Consider the following 15,072-nt stretch of genomic DNA (forward strand, 5'->3'; position numbering starts at 1 on the left):
TTTTCCTTATTTTACAGTTTCCAGTTTGCTATCTTCTTCGTTCATAGCTTGTTTTGATTCAGCTTTTACAAGCTCCGGCGTATTGTGAAGATTTTCAATTGCTATTGTGTCTTTCAATGACGATTGAAATTCATTTCGATATAAGTATCCAAGATGCGAGCCGTTTTCTAAAATCACCGTTTTTTCACCTGTAATATCTTTTAACCACGAAATTTGGTCGACACTTGTGAAATAATCATTTTTTGCCTCATAAATTTTATAATTGTTGCTTTTTGTTAAAAAATCGGAAATAGAGGACATATGCAACTGCTTTTCAAGAGGTGTGTTTTTATCTTCAAGCGAAGAAACTAGATAATTTTGCAAATAGTCGTTGAAGTTCATGTCATTAATTTTGTTGTAAATTGCAGTTTTTTTGCTTCTATTTTCGTTTTCTATTGTGTAAATTACGTCAGAAAGTTTTTGTTTCATAATAAAATCTATAGTAAATTTTCCTTCTTCAGTTGTAAAAGGCAATTCTTTAGGGTCATTGTTCGGGTCATTATCAGTCATAGCTTTTGTTACTTGCATAATTTTGCTTGCAACAATTGCGGCTCTTTCTTTTACATTTTCGTCATTTATATTCCATTCTGCTGCATTTTTATCAAGTTCTTTCATCGCAAACAGTAAATCAATTGGCGGACTAATAGCGATATATTTCGTTACACCAAGGGTGTCTTTTTCGTGTTCTTGAGCACCCACGAAAAGTGTAGTCATTGCACCAAAAGATGTACCTACAATAATCTTATCTTTCGGTGTAATATTGTTTTCTTTTGTTAGTTTATTGAAAATTTCATTTGTAACAAGTCTAACGAGTTGAGCATCTTTGTACGGATTTCCGGGGCGATAATCTGTAGGTGAGCTTTTTACAAATTCCCACTGAAAAGCACTTCCTTGAATTACAACCGAATATCCCAAATCGTAAAACATTTTCGCAAATACTACTGAATGGTGTGAAGATGCCCCTTCTCCGATTGATGGATAAAATACCGCAATTGGTGCCGATTTGTCTTTTTGTAGAATATATCTGAATTTGTATGGCGTTTTCCCTTCATACAATTTTACTGAATCGTATTTGACTTTTTTGTTAAATGATTGATTCCAAACCGACATATCAGACCACATTGATTTTTTCACGTCTGATTCAAAAAAGGAGGTTCTTAATGAGTCAACTATAGGATTTTGCGGTGCATAGTCAGCAAGTTTCATATCAGGTTCTATTAGTTCATTCTCAAATGGCTCACTTTTTGGTATCGATTGTCCCTCAACGATTTGTCCTATAACTTCTTTTTTATCAAGATTCTCATTTTTTATATAATTGTCGATGCCTGATAATTTTTTTGCGATATCATAAGGGTCAGCAAAATTCCCCTCTAAGCCCGACAACAAACTTTGAGCACAGGTGGTTCTGTTTGCCATAAAACCTGCTTTCACAATCATTGGTACCAATCCAAAAGTATAAGTGCTCGGAGTTAAAGCATAGTCAAGAACTTTCCCGACATAACCTCTTACATTGCTTGGCGGTACACAAGGAAGTACGATATAAGGTCCTTGCGGGATTTTGCATTTTGACAGAACTTGTTCCATGCTGTCTTGCTGCGGCTCAATTTTAAATTTGCTTTTTGCGGGGTCATAGAGCCCTCCGAGTCCGATGGTTGAATTTAACAAAAATCTATATGTTTCATCTTTTACACCTGAAAAATCCTTTTGTAATAGGCAACTTACAGCTCTTTTGGGGTATTCTATATTCGTATAAACGTTTTTTATTCGTTCAATTCCATATTTTGGCATTATAGATGCCCAGACAATGTTGATGGGCTTAAGTATAAATTTATTTATATTAGTGTTAAATTGATACATTTTTCTGTTGTAGTTTTCAAACTTGTCTTCTCCGGAAAAAGCTTTTGCGTAATCAGGATATTTTGTAGTGCTTTCTGCGGCCATGGCAAGGTCTAAACAGCCACTCATCAAGTATGTCAGCATTAAGACTAATGCAATTTTCTTTTTAAACATGTCCCCTCTAATCTGTTATTACTGTTTTGAAACAGTGTAGGAAATATTATGATATTTTCCATTCTACGTAGAGGGATAATGGCATTTAGTAATTAACTTTAGTCTTTCGGGTATTGTTAAAAAGTTTGTTGTTTTTTATTTAATACATTTGTTGTAAAATCTAAATATGTTTACAGAGTTTGTAAAATTAGCAACATATATACCCGATTACGCACTTGATGCAATCAATGACAGTTTTTCAATTTTGCCCTCATTGTTCATCATTTTTGTGATAATCGAGTTATCTGAAAATTATTTTTGCAAAAAACTTACTAAATTGCCAAAGTATTCAACTGCCTTGGGACCTTTAATCGGTGGTTGTTTGGCGATGGTTCCCCAATGCGGTTTTTCAGTAATTGCAAGTAGTCTATATATTGGACGATTAATTTCTAAAGGTACATTGTTGGCTGTTTATTTATCTACCTCAGATGAGGCATTACCTACTCTTTTGGCTTGCCCAAACAGTTATAAGGTTGTAGCTCCATTGCTTGCAATAAAAGTTGTGATTGGAGTTGCTGCAGGTTATTTAATTGATATAATTTGGAAACCTAAAAATATAAATTGCGAAAATGATGCAGAAGAAATTGAAGAACAAGACGGATGTTGTTCTTCTAAAGTTTTCACGAAAAAAAATATATTTATTCATCCGTTAAAACATACATTTCATATTTTTGTTTTCATATTGCTCACTTTGCTTGTTTTGAATTTTGCAATTTTTAAATACGGCTCACATTTGAATGATTTGTTGTTGAATAACTCATTGTGGCAACCTGTAATTGCATCAATAATCGGCTTAATTCCGAGTTGTGCAATATCTGTTTTGATTACAATGTTGTATATCAAGGGTGCAATAAGCTTTGGGGCTACAATTGCAGGATTGGCTTCGGGAGCAGGTTTAGGACTATTGGTTTTAATTAGAAAAAATGATAAATTGTCTGATACTTTATTTATAATTACATTATTATTTGCAATTAGTGCAATAGCAGGTGTTTTAATCCAGCTATTGAACATTTCAATAGTTATATAGTTTTATTTTGTAGCTCTTATTATATGGCTTATTTTGCTTACATCATAAATATAATTAATCGTATTTAAATTATATTCTTTAGAATAATTTGTTTATTATTAATAAATATAAACTTTAGGCTTCTTGTATATGCTTAAGTACAAGTTGATAAGTGCTCGGGAACAGTTTTTTCATAGCAGCTTGTTTCCCGTTGCTATCATTCAAAATATAGCTGCCTATTACGGCGAAACTTTCTGTTGATGTTCTTCTGCACATTTCGTTTTTATTTTCAGATGAATAATTGGCTAAATTAGGTTCTATATAATTGATGTCAGATGCGAGCAGTTGGTAATCTTTGTCATTTCCATCCAGATTTTTTATGTTGTTTAAATCGGAATATAAGGCTGATTTATATTCTTCACTTGTGCTATATGAGCCCCATTGTCCACGTTTCATGTCGCCACCAGTGTAATTTATTCCTGATTGCATATCTGTGTCTACATAATCAATAGCGTGTGTGAGTTCATGAGCCAATTCTACATATTCTTGGTCATTGATTGAACCGTCCAATTTTACGCCTATTTCATGTTCCCAATAGTCATAAGCCCCACCACAAGTATCTTTAGCAAGTGCCTCTCGTGGTTCATCAGTCATTCCTATGTCTTTCGCCATTTCTGCCCCATAGGTTAAATATATTTTTTTAATTTCTTTTATATTATCTGCAAGATTTGGAAATTTTTGCGTCCACTCATTATCAATTTTGTTTTGAAATTTTTCAACTATTTCCGGTGCATTACCTGTATTATTTTTAGACATTTCAATATTGTTTGATTTATATGGATTAACTGTTTTGTTTTGTTGCCCGTTTACTCGTTTAAGATAATTAAAAACATCTTTTTCTGACAATGAAGATTGTAAATTATTTGAGTATCTGAATTGTGATGACTCTTCTTTCGATATTTTTCCATCTGCATCAGTGTCAATTGATTTTATCATTTCCGAAAGTTCTTCTTTATTTATCGTGTCATCATTATCCTTGTTTAGGTTGCTCAAGGAAAGTATCTTTTTCGCACTATCTCGTTCAGTACCTTGAAATATATTTTCTATATCGTTAATATTGTATCCGTTATCAAATTTATTGTTGCTACAGTTCTCTGTGCTTTGAGGAAAAACAACGGAATTCAAGCCTATGACGCCATTTGCAGACGGATTGCCAAAAGTAAGATACTTTGCAAGTTTACTATCTAATTTAATATTTGCAGAAATAATTTTATTGCTAAAACCAAATCCCATAATTCTCTCTTTTAAACATTAATAATATCCATATTAATAAAGAAGTTTATAAACAAAAATTTTACCAAATTATTTCAAATATTAAGTTATATAAAAATTATAAAAAGCAATAAAAGCTTAAAAACAAAAATCACGTTGTCCTTTTTCGATTTTTGATACGTTTTCTTTAACCTTACCTTTTAAGTTTTCAACTTCAAGGATGTCAATTTCTTTCTTTATCAGTTCGTCGCCGACTGTTTTTGTCGCTGGACTTGCATAATCTTCAAGATATTCTTTTAGAGTCATAATTGCATTTGGGTGGCAGAAGTTGTGGATTTGTTGTTGTTTGCAAATTTCCATAAATCTTTCGCCTGTTCTTCCGTTACGATAGCAAGAAGTGCAAAAACTGGGGACATAACCTTTTTCCATAAGCCATTTTATTACTTGGTCGAGAGTACGTCTGTCGTTGACGTCAAATTGAGCAGTTTCTTCTTCTTGTTCATTTTTAGGGTGAGCATAACCGCCAACGCTGGTTTTAGAACCGCCTGAAACTTGTGAAATGCCAAGCTCTAAGACTTTTTCTCTACATTTTTGAGATTCTCTTGTTGAAACAATCATTCCTGTGTAAGGTACAGCTATTCTGATACAAGCAACGATTTTAGCGAAGGTTTCATCATCAATTCCGTTGTCAAAAGTTGAAGGGTCTATATCATCAGCACGTCGAATTCTAGGTACTGATATAGTGTGAGGGCCGACGCCGAATGAAGCCTCAAGGTGCTCAGCATGCATAAGCAGTGCAGCAAATTCATATCTGAATAGTTCAAGCCCAAACAATACGCCCAAACCGACATCATCAATCCCACCTTCCATAGCTCTGTCCATAGCTTCTGTATGGTAATTATAGTTGTGTTTAGGACCAGTCGGATGAAGCTTTTCATAAGATTTTTTGTTGTAAGTTTCTTGGAATAGAATGTAGGTTCCGATACCAGCATCTTTTAATTTTTTGTAATTTTCCACAGTTGTCGCAGCGATATTTACGTTTACACGTCTTATTGCACCATTTTTGTGTTTAATGCTGTAAATAGTTTTGATTGATTCTAAAATATATTCAATTGGGTTGTTGATGGGGTCTTCGCCTGTTTCAAGAGCGAGTCTTTTGTGTCCCATATCTTGAAGAGCAATAACTTCTTCTTTGATTTCGTCTTGTGTCATTTTTTTACGAGGAATATGTTTGTTCTTAGCGTGGTAAGGGCAATAAACGCACCCGTTTACGCAATAATTTGAAAGATACAATGGGGCAAACAATACAATTCTGTTTCCATAATATTTTTGTTTAATTTCTTTAGCTAATGCAAAGATTTCTTGGTTTTTTTCGGGTATTTGGCAATCTAACAAGACGGCAGCCTCTTTGTGTGTAAGGCCTTTTGCAAGTTTTGCTTTTTCTAAAATTTCGTCGATTAATTCTACGTTATTTTTGTTGTTTTCTGCGTATTTTAAAGTTTCTAAAACTTCTGCATTATCAATAAATTCATCGGCATTATGTGATTTTGAATTATACATATTTCGCTCCGTTTCCAACACAGTTATAATACTAAAATGCTAAGAATTCAATCAGTTTTATTTGTCAAAAACGGAGAATACCTTTGGAGTTATTGAATTTCTTGCAGGTTGATTATCTTGTTTTGCATTGATTTTATTGTATCTGTATTGTGTCCAAACTCTGTTTATAGCAGACAAACTGAGTCCCATAAAAAGAAGACTGAACATAAATGGAATGGCGGTAATTACGGCTTTACCTTTTACGAGCTTTTTGAATTCGGCTTCAGGAGTTGTGTCTTTTAGCTTTTTAGCTAAATTATTAGCAATTTCAGGTAATTCTTCTCTTGTCGGGACTTTTAAGATATTGTCGGGTGTCTTTTTTATCAAATTAGGGAATGCATTTTTTTTGTATAAAAGGTGTTTAAATCCATTTTCAAACAAGGAGCTCCCGAAAATAGTATAGAAAACAACGAGCGGAACTCTTGTTAATACTTCAAGTTTATCAAGTGGGTCACGGTCTTTTGCTGCACTGTAGTAGCCAAAAAATCCGGTAATTGCTGTTGCCGCCAATTGTCCTTTGCTTAATGCCAATTTCCCTTTATTAGAGTCAAAATCAAGGTTTACATAATCTTTTAGAAAATTGCCGAGTTTTTGTGTGTATTTTTTATTTTTTGGTAACTTATCCGCTAAATATGACCCTGGTTCAAGGATATTTTTGCTTATTTTTTGTAAAACGTCAGAATCCCCACCTTTTTTAGCTAATGTAATTCCACCGATAAGACCTGCTAGGGATACACCTATTGCACCTGCGATATGTGATTTTGCACTATTTTTTACTTTTATTTTGTGTTCTTCGGATTCAGCACTTTTTTTATTTTTGTTTTTGTCTAAATTAGCTATATCCTTAAAATCAGCTGTTTTGAATACTTTTAGGGTGAATAAATTTTTAGCAAAGCTTAAAGCATATTCAGCAGCCGGAATACACGTACACCCAAGCAATATGCCTGCTTTTACCGGAAGTAGTTTTTTTGATGCTCCTGATTCGACAAGCTTTTTATCTGACAAAATATTAGTTGCAGTTTTAGCAACGTGTTGTTTCAAGTCTTTAGGTAGCTTTTTTGTGAGTGCCTTTCTTAAAATATTTTCACCAATCAAGCCAGGTGCGAAGTAAAAAATTGCAGATTCTAAAAATTCAAGGAAGCTCATTTCTGCCAAATCAGCCTTGCTTCTGGTAAACAATGCTTTTGGTGCCCAATTTGTTGCGGTATCTTGAACAAATCTTGTACTGGATAAATTTTCTTGCATTTTTATAAAGGTATCAAGTGGCTTCAAACCTTTGTCAAGAGTTGAAAAGAGCACATTTTTCGCACCTTTAAAATTTTGATTTCTACTTTTATTTTTACAATTTTGATTACTTATATTTTGAACTTTTAGCATAATATTTCCCTTAAATTTCTACACAAAAAAACCGTCTGTATAGGCAGGCGGCTCAATTAATTTTCGTTTAGAAATCACATTCGCAACAAATTAAACAGCCTGCTTGAGCCTTGCATGCTGCACATCATCATATTCATTGTGTTGCTATTGTTATTATGCATTAATATTCCTTTAGGGTAATACTAAATTAAATATTACTTTCTGTCAATTGTATAAAAGTCAGTAAAAAAAAATTTTGCTATTTGCTCTATAAGTGTAGTAGCTCTTGAAATATCTTCAAAAAAGGTATATTATTATAATATAAATTTCTGCTATATGTTTAAAATTGAATAGAGGTGTTTATGTCAGGATTGCATGAATTTGAGAATGATTGTGGTGAAATACTTGAGTTAGCTAAAAAACCGCTTTCTAAACCGTTCAATATTGTTTTATTGGCAATGATAATAGGTATAGCTATTGGTACTTGTTTTGCTTTGTTGGGTTTGCATGGAATTAATTTTGTTCTTTTTGCAGCCGTAATTGCAGGTGGTATATATGCAAAAGACTTCGAGCATCCTATTCCTAAATCAATGTATTTAAAAACATCTTTTTATTATTATATTTTAGGCTTTTTTATTTCTATGATTGTAGCTTATTTGAAGCCTGATTTATTGCCGATTAATTCAATAGATATGTTTTTGTTTTTAATATGTGTTTTATTTTTTGAGTCAATAATATTTACTTTTCTATTGCATTTCGGTGGTGTTTTATATTTAAAAGCAGAAGAAAAGAAAAAAAATATACAATCAGTTTGAACTATATACCTTTGAAATGATTTGCAATTTTATTGTATTCAGGCATCGGAACATTGTATCTTTTGCTGAGTTCTGTAACGTCAAACAATAACCCTGAAATTTCACTTTCGTTGCGTTCTTTTAAATCTCTTTGCATAGAAGCCGTGCATTCGGGATTGAATTCGTCAATTATAGCCAAGTTATCTTTTAAAATGTCAATATCAATATCCAGCTTCATTGCTTGGGAGAGAGTCTTTTGTTCGGTTAAAAGTTGAATTAAAGTATTTCTATATTTGCCATCCTGTTGCATTTCTTTTGTTGTAATGTCATAGAATGCCCCAGTGGATGCAAAAGCTGAGGTTAATGAGAATTTTTTGAACTTTTCACTGTCAATATTATTTGAGAATTTACATTCGATTTTTGCATCGTTTAAATCAGATATAACTGCTTTAATAGTAGAGTTATCGGTAAATTGACTTTTGATAGGACCAAATACAATTTTAAAAAGCTCTGTCTTTTGTAAAAGTGTACATCTATTGGGTTTGCTTGCTATTATATAGATACATCCATCGAATATAGTGCAAGTTTTTATTTCTTCCGCAATTTTTTCACCTGTTTTAAAGGTGTTCAAAATAGGAATAATTATAGAATTTTTATGAATAACTCTTTTCAAAAATGGAAGTATTGAGTCAATAGAATAACTTTTGACACATACAAATATAATATCAGCTTTATCAGAATATGATTCAGAATCAATAGTTTTAATATGATAATTTCCATTTTCAACTACATCAGATATTACGCAAAGCCCGTTTTTGTTCAAGTCATCCAATGTTTTGTTATGTGCAGCTAAAACGACATTTTTACCTGCTTTATATAAAAAAGCTCCTATAGCGGTTCCAACAGAGCCACTACCAACTATTAAATATTTTAAATTACTCTTTTTCATATCACGATTATTACACAAATAGGCAATTAATTTTATATTTGAGTTTTAATATAAATAATGTATCGGGTGTAAAATGTTAAAATTTCCTACGACAAATTTGAATAATGCCGTATATCCTTCTTATTATGCACAAAAATGTGCGGAAAATTGTGCTTTTAAAGGAAAAATGAGTTGTGAAGATGAAGTAAAAGAACATCTTTCAAAAGCTGATGATGCAATAAAATCAGTTTATTACTCGAATACTTATGGTGTTGACCCTGCAAAAAAAGCACAAAATGATAATTTGACAGCAGAAATTATTGGAAAAGCTATTTTACTGAATAAAGATGGCTCTCCAATTGTAAAAAGATTCGACGGCGGATATTTGGTTGACCCTGCTACAAATACTGTTGTGTATTATGGTGACGATGCAAAGCAATATTTGAAATCTGCAACCAATCATCCTAATGATACACAAGTTATAGCACAATCCGGTTGTAATCTAAGACTTACCACTGTCGATGGAAAAGAATATCAACTTGATAAACCAGGTGGAATTCTTATTTCCGGTGGCACCCGTGCTGCCATAGAAGTTCTTGATGGCAATCCGTTAGTTGTTACAAACGAAAAACAGCCTGATTGGTATGAGCGTTTCTCTGTAAAATCCAGTCATCAAGACTATTTTAATCAGCTTGTTGACAATAATATAAAAATATATGATGCGGGCGTTCATCGAGAAGCTGTAGCTGATAATTATGATGATTTGAAACAACAGGGTTTAATAAAAGATGTTGACGAAAAATTTGTAAAATTTACAACAAAAAATCCATCGGAATTTTATTCATCTATAATGAGCATGAGTAATATAGGTGTGCGAGAAAAATTAGATTTATTAAAATTATATGCACGGACAATGCAAGCTAATTCTTCATATAAACAAAATCCCGGGGAATTGGATATTGTAGATATAAAATCAATCGGACGTGATACTATCCAAAAATTGAATTATGTTGGCATCTTAGAGCAAATGTCTGAAGACCATTATGCTTGGTCGAAATTTCAGTCTTTAGACAATTTTAAAAAAGATTTAGATGAACTCACAGATTTTGATGACAAAACCAAAGAGTCCATTATAAATAATTGGGAAAAAACAACAAAATCAGGTTTCGATTTAACAGGCTTGGTGGCAGCTTATCCGGGAATTGCTGTCTACGCTCAAGAAGGCAAAATGAACCAGTTTAACTCTGCTGCTACTGAATGGATTACAAACTCCTCAGAGTGGACAGACCAAGGCTCTCCTTGTGTCGGGGTCTCAAGGGTTGCCGCAGCAGATAAAAATGGTATTATACGTGATTTCAATTCAGTTCGTCCTGCAGAAAGAATTCATGTACACAAAAATCCTAAAAACGATAATGAAAAAATGGTTGAAACATATCTTTTGACTAAAGGTCATGCTTCAATGTACACAAGGGTTGGAGATAAAACTGATGTTAAAATATTAAACCCCGGTGATATGTTAGTTATACCATCAGGTGTTGAGCACGGGATTATAGCAATCTCCGGTGATTATGAACACCTATGCCTACAAACTCCTTCTTCCTTTCAGTATGGTTTCAAGTTTAAATGTGACCCACGTCCATTTAGTAAGGAGGATGTAGATAATGGTATCAATGCATTAAAAGAGTTAGACAAATAAGGTTATTTGCTTCTCTTTCTTTTCCCTGAAAACGCACCCTTTTTGCTTCCTGAAAATTTTGGCTTAAAACTTGAAGCTTTGTCGTTTCTTTTAAAAGATGGTTTTGAATTTCTATTTCTGTGTCTTGGAAAAGAAGCACGTTTAGATTCTCTTGAGTCATCGTATTCTTCTTCTGTAAATTCGATTTTTTTGTTGATTTTCATTGCTTCTCTTTTTAGTGAATTTTTAAGCAAAGCTGCAGCTATTTCCAAGAGTGAATTGTTTTCGTCAACAAGTGAATTGATTTGAGAAATGCAAGTTGTGAGGTCGTTTGATTGTATCATTTCTTTTATTTCATTTGAAAAATTTACAAATTTTGCATTACTGATATCTGTTACAGAAGGTAAATCAGCTTTTTCAATTTTTAAACCGTTAGCTCGTTCAATTCTTTTTAATGAAGAAGCTTGTCTTTTTGATATTAACGAAAATGCGATGCCCGATTTGCCTGCACGTGCGGTTCTACCTATTCTGTGAATGTAATCTTCATCATCACGAGGTAAATCGTAATTGAAAACACATTGAACATTTTTAACGTCTATTCCACGACCTGCAACATCAGTTGCTACAAGAATTTTTACCGACCCGTTTTTGAAGCCTTTCATGACTTTTTCACGTTGCACTTGGTTCATATCACCGTGTAGTGAATCTGCAAAATATCCTTTTGATTTTAAAATCTCAACAAGTTTATCTACGTTAGATTTAGTGTTACAAAAAATCAAAACGAGTTTTAAATTATGTAATTCTAAAAGCCTTGTTATCAATTCGGGTTTTTCTTTTTCAACTACTTCTAAGTAATATTGAGCAATGTTGGGGGCATTTAAAAGATTGTCCCTAACGTCAATAATGAAAGGAGTTTTTTGAAATTTTTTAGTTAATGCAATAATGTCTTTTGCCATGGTCGCTGAAAATAAGACAGTCTGACGGTTTTCCGGAGTATCTTCTAAAATAGTATAGATATCCTCACGGAAACCCATATCAAGCATTTCGTCTGCTTCATCTAAGACAACAATTGACAAATCTTTTAAAGAGATAGAATTTCTTCTCAAATGGTCCATCAATCTACCCGGTGTCGCAACAACAATTTGAGGGTTTTTCTTCAATGCATTGAACTGCTTTTCAATATTTTGTCCGCCATATACAGATACAACTTTTATCGATTCCATATATTTTGTTAGCTTTTCAAATTCTTTGTGAACTTGAATTACTAACTCTCTTGTCGGGCACAAAATCAAGGATTGAATTGATGTAGAATTTTTGTTGATTTTTTCTAAAACAGGAATGGCGTATGCCGCTGTTTTTCCGCTGCCGGTAGGTGCTTGAGCGATTATATCCTCATGGTTTAATACTCGAGGGATAGCCTCTTTTTGTATAGAAGATGGCGTTGTGAATTTCATTTCAGCAATAGCTGACAAAATTTCTGATGATAAATTCAACTCATCAAATGTAAAACTACTAACTTCTTCTTCGAAGTCATTAATCTGGTCTGTAATCATGTTTTTTCCTTTTATAAATACTCTTTACTTTTCCAACTATGTAAAAGAGTAAAAAAGTTACATGATTGGTTTCATTTGAACAGATTAATAATAATACAAAAACATTATGAATAAAATAGTCCAAAGTATAAAATAAAAGCCAAAATAACAAAAGTCATTTGGCTTTTATGGTGGGCGATACAAGGCTCGAACTTGTGACCCCTTGAATGTCGTTCAAGTGCGCTACCAACTGCGCCAATCGCCCTATTTGTATTTCTGCAATTTCTTGCAAGAACTACGACTAAATAATAATATCATAAAGATAAAATTTATCAAAAGATAGCATTTTGTAGCTGTCTTTTCGAAACATTTTGTCATATAAATGCATAGATAATAGCTTTATGCTATTATTTTTCCACGTGAGTAATTCGTTATTATATATAGGAAGGCGGAAACATTGATTACCTCAGAAGAGAATAAATGTGTAAATGTTAAATTTGAAGACTTTACTACTACTTTGGAAGGTGAAGACTTATTCCAAAAAACATATAGATTAAATGATGTTTTAAACAGTGGTGTGCTTACTGGCAATGAGGCTTTGGGCATGCTTACAATGAACAAGGTTCAACCTGATTCTGAGATAAGAGAAAAAGATGGTACCATTCATAAGGTAATTATGCTCGGCTCGAATTCCTATTTGAATTTGTCTACTCACCCGCAAGTTATGCAAGCGGCAAAAGAAGCTCTTGAAAAATTTGGTTATGGAATGGGGGCGGTTTCTAATTACGCCGGAATTACTGACATTCATAAAGAACTGGAACAAAGAATTGCTAAATTTTATGATGCTGAAGATTGTATCGTTTTCCCGAGTGGTTATGGTGCAAATGTAGGAATCGTTTCCGCTATATGTGGTCCTGGCGACGTTATTATAAATGATAGTGCAAATCATGCTTCTATTTTTGATGGTTGTCGTCTATCTGGTGCAGATATCAAAATCTATCCTCATGCTGACATGAAATACTTAGAAAGAATTTTATCTAAATTACCGGAAGAACAAACAGGACGCTTAATTATTACAGATGGCGTCTTTTCTATGGATGGTGATATGGCTAAATTAGATAAGATAGTAGAATTAGCCAATAAATATAATTGTCGAGTAATGGTCGATGATGCTCATGGCGTTGGTATTGTCGGTCCAACCGGAAAAGGTACATCGGAACACTATAATGTGATGGATAAAATTGACTTAAATGTAGGAATGCTAAGTAAAGGTCCGGGAGGGCTTGGCGGTTATTGTGCAGGTTCAAAAGAACTTATTCAATATTTGCGTTTATATTCAAGAAGCTATTTCTTTTCAACAGCCATGCCTGCTTCAGTTGCCGGTGGGTTAAATGAAGTATTTAAACTATTGGAAACCGACACAGCAGGTCGTGCAGAATTAATTGAAAAAACAGAATATCTTAAATCTCAACTTATCAAACAAGGTTTTGATATTGGTCATTCGCAATCAGCTGTAGTACCTGTTATGATATATAGTGAACCTACCTTGTTTAAAATGTATGATGAACTTCGCAGAAATGGCGTTTATGTCAACATTGTGACTTATCCTGCTGTTCGCAGAAAAGAATGTCGTTTAAGACTTTGTACTATGAAAGATTTGACTTTTGAACAAATCGATAAGGCAGTAGAAGTTATAGCTGAATTAGGTAAAAAATATGGAGTTATCAAGTAAAACAGTCGTAGTCACCGGAGCTGCGGGATTTATTGGATTAAATATTGTAAAAAAATATATAGAAGTAGGCTGGAAAGTATATGCTGTCGTCCATAAAAACATCCCTCAAGAGCTTACAAAACTTGATAATGTTCATTTATTACAATGCGATATTACAAATCCAAAGGATTTTTTTGAGGCTTTAGGTTCTTTAAAGCCTCAAATTCTTGTGCATGCTGCAGGATTAGCTTCTGATATCGGTTCTGATAAAAAATTTAAAAAAATTAATTTTGAACCGATAAAATATCTATCTTCTGTCCCTACTGAAAAAATAATATACATTTCATCAACTGATGTATATGGAATAAAGGATTTTCTTGATGCTAAAGAGGATACAACACCTTTTGAAGCTCATCCGCTCAACCCGTATCCAAAATACAAAATTGAATCAGAAAAGTGGCTGAATTTAAATTTACCTCCCTCAAAATACGTTATTATAAGACCTGCAGCTGTCTATGGCGATGGGGACAAAACTTTAGAAAACAGAGTAATCGAGTTTTTAAAATCATCACCATATATTATTCATTTTGGGAAATGGCATGGTAAAAACAGATGGCCATTGGCTAACGTGAAAAATGTCGCATTAACAATTGTCGGTGTAAGCATGTCTGGAGATTTTGATGGGATGGCTATAAATATAATAGATAGAGAAATTACATCAATTGATGATTATTACAATTCCATTGCAAAAAAATATTTTCCAGACAAAAAATTCAAGACTGTTACACTTCCATTGTATTTCGGCAAATTTATAGGTCTTATATCAACCTTAGTTTCAAATCTTTTAAGATTAAAGCAACCACTTTTTGATCCAACCTTTTATGCTGTACATCATGTCACCTCGAACCTTGATTTTAATGGTGAAAGGCAAAAAGATGTTATAGCATCTTTGGAAAGATTATCAAGTATCAAATTATAACCATAAAACAATAAAGAAATGAGCGTTTTTGTTGATGTTGATAATAGTGTACAAATAACCATGTAACAGTTGCATCTAAAAAGCATTGGAAAAAAGTTAAAGACGGCTACCTATATACAATAGACGGTAATT

At 33.0% G+C, this 15,072-nt stretch carries 11 protein-coding genes and 1 tRNA gene; 5 read left to right on the plus strand and 7 right to left on the minus strand.

From position 1 onward, the window contains the following. Positions 1-6: 6 nt before the first annotated feature. Positions 7-2,049, minus strand: coding sequence for an MlaA family lipoprotein (locus PHV37_02895; protein ID MDD3237027.1), 2,043 nt, complete (start codon positions 2,047-2,049; stop codon positions 7-9). Positions 2,050-2,215: 166 nt separating this feature from the next. Here PHV37_02895 and PHV37_02900 point away from each other — a divergent pair, with 166 nt between their 5' ends. Then, positions 2,216-3,115: a putative manganese transporter gene (locus PHV37_02900; protein MDD3237028.1), complete on the plus strand. Its 900-nt coding sequence runs from the start codon at positions 2,216-2,218 to the stop codon at positions 3,113-3,115. 114 nt (positions 3,116-3,229) lie between these two features. Here the strand turns inward: PHV37_02900 and PHV37_02905 are convergent, their stop codons facing one another. The 3 genes from PHV37_02905 to PHV37_02915 form a co-directional block, all read right to left on the minus strand. Further along, positions 3,230-4,387, minus strand: a complete 1,158-nt coding sequence (locus tag PHV37_02905) for a hypothetical protein (protein ID MDD3237029.1) — start codon at positions 4,385-4,387, stop codon at positions 3,230-3,232. Positions 4,388-4,504: 117 nt separating this feature from the next. After that, positions 4,505-5,926, minus strand: a complete 1,422-nt coding sequence (gene hydG, locus PHV37_02910) for a [FeFe] hydrogenase H-cluster radical SAM maturase HydG (protein ID MDD3237030.1) — start codon at positions 5,924-5,926, stop codon at positions 4,505-4,507. Positions 5,927-5,983: 57 nt separating this feature from the next. Next, a complete protein-coding gene (locus PHV37_02915) occupies positions 5,984-7,342 on the minus strand; it encodes a hypothetical protein (GenBank protein ID MDD3237031.1) in 1,359 nt (452 codons plus the stop codon). Between the two features lie 341 nt (positions 7,343-7,683). Here PHV37_02915 and PHV37_02920 point away from each other — a divergent pair, with 341 nt between their 5' ends. Continuing rightward, positions 7,684-8,136, plus strand: coding sequence for a hypothetical protein (locus tag PHV37_02920; GenBank protein ID MDD3237032.1), 453 nt, complete (start codon positions 7,684-7,686; stop codon positions 8,134-8,136). A 1-nt stretch (position 8,137) separates the two neighbouring features. Here PHV37_02920 and PHV37_02925 read toward each other — a convergent pair whose 3' ends face one another. Then, positions 8,138-9,064 carry a 2-dehydropantoate 2-reductase gene (locus PHV37_02925; GenBank protein MDD3237033.1) on the minus strand — a complete coding sequence of 309 codons (927 nt, stop codon included), beginning with the start codon at positions 9,062-9,064 and terminating at the stop codon, positions 8,138-8,140. A 73-nt stretch (positions 9,065-9,137) separates the two neighbouring features. Between PHV37_02925 and PHV37_02930 the strand changes: the two genes are divergently transcribed. Further along, positions 9,138-10,739 carry a hypothetical protein gene (locus PHV37_02930; GenBank protein ID MDD3237034.1) on the plus strand — a complete coding sequence of 534 codons (1,602 nt, stop codon included), beginning with the start codon at positions 9,138-9,140 and terminating at the stop codon, positions 10,737-10,739. Positions 10,740-10,741: 2 nt separating this feature from the next. On the opposite strand, the gene PHV37_02935 is transcribed toward PHV37_02930, so the two are convergent. Both PHV37_02935 and PHV37_02940 read right to left on the minus strand, forming a co-directional pair. After that, positions 10,742-12,271 carry a DEAD/DEAH box helicase gene (locus PHV37_02935; protein MDD3237035.1) on the minus strand — a complete coding sequence of 510 codons (1,530 nt, stop codon included), beginning with the start codon at positions 12,269-12,271 and terminating at the stop codon, positions 10,742-10,744. A gap of 168 nt (positions 12,272-12,439) precedes the next feature. Next, positions 12,440-12,515 (minus strand) — tRNA-Val (locus PHV37_02940). A 192-nt stretch (positions 12,516-12,707) separates the two neighbouring features. On the opposite strand from PHV37_02940, the gene PHV37_02945 reads away from it, so the two are divergent. Further along, entirely contained in the window at positions 12,708-13,982 is a 1,275-nt protein-coding gene (locus PHV37_02945; GenBank protein ID MDD3237036.1) for an aminotransferase class I/II-fold pyridoxal phosphate-dependent enzyme, read from the plus strand. Further along, on the plus strand, positions 13,966-14,940 hold the full coding sequence (locus PHV37_02950; GenBank protein ID MDD3237037.1) for an NAD(P)-dependent oxidoreductase: 975 nt from the start codon (positions 13,966-13,968) through the stop codon (positions 14,938-14,940). The genes PHV37_02945 and PHV37_02950 overlap by 17 nt, the downstream gene beginning before the upstream one ends. The last annotated feature ends 132 nt before the right edge of the window (positions 14,941-15,072 follow it).

The sequence above is a fragment of the Candidatus Gastranaerophilales bacterium genome (genome assembly GCA_028693235.1).
Taxonomy (GTDB): Bacteria; Cyanobacteriota; Vampirovibrionia; order Gastranaerophilales; family Gastranaerophilaceae; genus JAQUVW01.